Here is a 3,993-nt window from a genome sequence, read left to right on the forward strand (position 1 = left end):
GAACTCGGCGAAATCCAGGCCGTGCTCTCGGATCACCCGCAGGTCGCCCGGGCGATGGTGCTGGTGCGTACGTACCGTCCCGGCGAGCAGCAGATCGTGGCCTATGTCGAGGGGCCGGCCGAGGCATCCGAGGCGGCGCGGCTGGTCGAGGAGCTGCTCGGGCGGTGCGCCGGGCAGCTACCCGCCTACATGGTGCCGTCGGCGGTCGTGGTGATTCAGGAGTGGCCGCTGACGCCGAACGGAAAGGTGGACCGCAAGGCCCTGCCCGCGCCGGAGCAGCCGACCGGATCCGCCGACGGCCGGGCCCCGCGCACGCCGCAGGAGGAGACCCTGTGCGGGATCTTCGCGGAGCTGCTGGGGGTGGCCCCGGTGAGCATCGACGACAGCTTCTTCCAGCTGGGCGGCCACTCGCTGCTGGTCACCCGGCTGATCAGCCGGGTGCGGACGGCGCTGGGAGCCGAACTGCCGGTCCGGACGGTATTCGAGAAGCCGACCGTCGCCGGGCTGGCCGAGGAGATCGGCACGGCACGCCGGGCCCGGCCGTCGCTCCGCCGTATGCGCAGCTCCTGACCCCCCTTTCCGCACCGCTCGTATTCAGTTCCAAGAGGAGTCCCGCCATGTACCCGTTGTCCTTCGCACAGCGGCGGTTGTGGTTCGCCTTCCAGGTGGAGGGCCCCAGCCCGACCTACAACATCCCGATCGCGGTACGCCTGACCGGTGATCTGGACCGTGCGGCGCTGGAGGCGGCGCTGGCCGATGTGGTGGAACGGCACGAGGCGCTGCGCACCCGCTTCGCGGAGCAGTCCGGTGAGCCGTACCAGGTGGTGCTCGACGTCGACCAGGCCTGCCCGGTCGTCGAGTTGGTCGAACTGGACGGACCACAGCAGCTGGAGCCGGCGCTGGCCGAGGCGGCCGCGTACGGCTTCGACCTGACCGCCGGGGTGCCGCTGAAGCTCACCCTCTTCAAGCTCTCCGAGCGCAAGCACGTCCTGCTCATCCTGCTGCACCACATCGCCAGTGACGGCTGGTCCATGGGCCCCCTGTCACGGGACCTGTCCACCGCCTACACCGCCCGCATCAACGGCCAGGCCCCCACCTGGGAGCCGCTGCCGGTGCAGTACGCCGACTACGCCCTGTGGCAACGGGACCTGCTGGGCGACGAAAACGACCCCGGCAGCCGACTCTCCGAACAACTGGCTTTCTGGACCAAGGAGTTGGCGGGCTCCCCCGAGCTGCTGGAGCTGCCGCTGGACCGGCCCCGGCCGGCCGCCGCCGGCCATCGCGGCGGCAGCGCCCGGTTCGAGCTGGACGCCGAGCTGCACACCCATATCGCGGACCTGGCCCGCGATTGCGATGTCACGGTGTTCATGGTGCTGCAGGCCGGGCTCGCGACGCTGCTGTCCCGGCTCGGCGCGGGCACCGACATCCCGATCGGCACCGCGGTGGCGGGGCGTACCGACGAGGCGCTGGAGGACCTGGTCGGCTTCTTCGTCAACACCCTGGTCCTGCGCACGGACGTGTCCGGCGACCCGACCTTCCGCCAGCTCCTGGCCCGCGTCCGGGAGACCGACCTCGCCGCCTACGCCCACCAGGACATTCCGTTCGAGCGGGTCGTCGAGGCCGTCAACCCGGCCCGTTCGCTGTCCCACGCCCCCCTCTTCCAGACGCTGCTGTCCCTGCAGAGCGCCGACGGGGGCGGGTTCACCATGCCGGGGCTGGAGGTGTCCGTCAGCGACCTGGACACCGGAGCTGCCAAGGTCGATCTGGCCTTCACGCTGCGTGAGCGGCACACGCCGCAGGGCACCCCGGCGGGCCTCGGCGGCGAAGTGCAGTACGCCACAGACCTGTTCGATCAGGAGACCGCGCAGGCGCTGGCCGACCGGCTGGTGCGACTGCTGGACGCCGTCGTCGCCGACGCGGACGCCCGCGTCGGCCGGGCGGAGATCCTCACCGGCCGGGAGCGGGAGCTGCTGCTCACCGGCTGGAACGACACCGCCCGGGACGGCTCGGCCCGTACGATGCCCCAGCTCGTCGAGGCGCAGGCGGTGGCCGCGCCGGACGCTCCGGCGCTGGCGTACCGAGGCCGTACGCTCACCTATCGGGAGCTGGAACAGCGCGCCAACCGGCTGGCCCGGCTGCTTATCGCGGGCGGCGTCGGCCCCGAGCACATCGTGGCGCTGGCCCTGCCGAAGTCCGCCGACATGGTCGTGGGGGCGCTGGCGGTGCAGAAGGCGGGCGGCGCCCATCTCTCGATCGACCCGGCCTATCCGGTGGACCGGATCGCCTACATGCTGGCGGACGCCGCGCCGACGTGCCTGCTGACGGAGTCGGCGACGGCCGCACACCTGCCCGAGGTGCCCTGCCCGCAGGTCGTGCTGGACGACACCGGGGTCGTGGCGCGGCTGGCGGAGCTGTCCGACGCCACGGTGACGGACGACGACCGCACCGCTCCGCTCTTCGTCCACCACCCCGCCTATGTCATCTACACCTCCGGCTCCACCGGCCGTCCCAAGGGCGTCGTGGTCACCCACCGCGGCCTGGGCGATCTGTCGGTGAGCGTGGCGGAGCGCTATCTCTTGGACCGGGACAGCCGGGTGCTCCAGCTCGCCTCGCCCAGCTTCGACGCCTCGGTGCTGGAGACGGTCATGGCGCTGACGAACGGCGCCACGCTGGTGGTACCGGACGGCAAGCAGCTGGCCGGCGAGGAGTTGGCCCAGGTCCTGGCCGGGGAGCGGATCAGCCACACGCTGATGCTGCCCGCCGCGCTGGCCACCCTTCCCGAGATCGAGCTGCCGCACCTGCGGACGCTGGCCACCGGCGCCGACAAGGTCGGCACCGAGCTGGCCGCCCGCTGGTCCCAGCGGCACCGGATGATCAACTCCTATGGCCCCACCGAGGCCACGGTCGTCGCCGCCATGAGCGAGCCGCTGACCGGCGAGGGCATCCCGCCGATCGGCGGGCCGGTCGTCAACGGGCGGGTGTACGTCCTGGACGGCGCGCTGCGCCCGGTGCCGCCGGGGGTGGCCGGTGAGCTGTACACCGCCGGTCCCGGTCTGGCCCGCGGCTACCTCGGCCGCCCGGCGCTGACCGCCGAGCGCTTTGTCGCCGACCCGTTCGGCCCGCCCGGCTCCCGGCTCTACCGCACCGGCGACCTCGTACGCTGGACCGCCGACGGCACCCTGGAATACCTCGGCCGCACCGACAACCAGGTCAAGATCCGCGGCTTCCGCATCGAGCTGGGCGAGATCGAGGCCGCGCTGTCCGAGGCGGCGGGCGTCGCCGACGCGCTGGTGATCGTCCGTCAAGATGAGCTGGCTGGGCAGCGGTTGGTTGGCTACGTTACTGCTGACGGCGCGGATCCCGAGTCCGCCGCGCTGCGCGCCCACCTCGCCGCTACCCTGCCCGACTACATGGTCCCGGCCGCGTTCGTCGTCCTCGACCGTTGGCCGATGACCCCCAACGGCAAGATCGACCGCAAGGCGCTGCCCGCCCCCAGCTTCGCCGGCGCCGGCGCCGCCGGACGCGCCCCACGCACCCCCCGCGAGGAGATTCTGGCCGGTGTCTTCGCCGAGATCCTTGGCGTGGACTCCGTCACCATCGACGACAACTTTTTCGGACTGGGCGGGCATTCACTGCTGGCCACCCGGCTGACCAGCCGCATCCGCACCGCCTTGGACGCGGAGCTGCCGATCCGGGCAATATTCGAGGCGCCGACCGTCGCGACGCTGGCCGCCCGGCTGACGGAGGCGGGTTCGGCGCGGGCGGCGCTGGTGCCGATGGCACGCCCCGAAGCACTGCCGATGTCATTCGCACAGCGGCGGTTGTGGTTCGCTTTCCAGTTGGCGGGCCCCAGCCCGACGTACAACGTGCCCGTCGCGGTACGGCTGACCGGTGATCTGGACCGTGCGGCGCTGGAGGCGGCGCTGGCCGATGTGGTGGAACGGCACGAGGCGCTGCGCACCCGCTTCGCGGAGCAGTCCGGTGAGCCGTACC

2 protein-coding genes are annotated in these 3,993 nt (G+C 72.2%); both read left to right on the forward strand.

From position 1 onward, the window contains the following. The coding region (locus tag J7E91_RS35545) for a phosphopantetheine-binding protein (protein WP_214911594.1) at positions 1-570 on the forward strand (570 nt) is incomplete at its 5' end. A 47-nt stretch (positions 571-617) separates the two neighbouring features. Next, positions 618-3,993: non-ribosomal peptide synthetase (locus J7E91_RS35550; RefSeq protein ID WP_214911596.1), on the forward strand; the 3,376-nt coding region annotated here is incomplete at its 3' end.

The sequence above is a fragment of the Streptomyces sp. ISL-99 genome, assembly GCF_018614005.1.
Lineage (GTDB): Bacteria > Actinomycetota > Actinomycetes > Streptomycetales > Streptomycetaceae > Streptomyces > Streptomyces flavidovirens.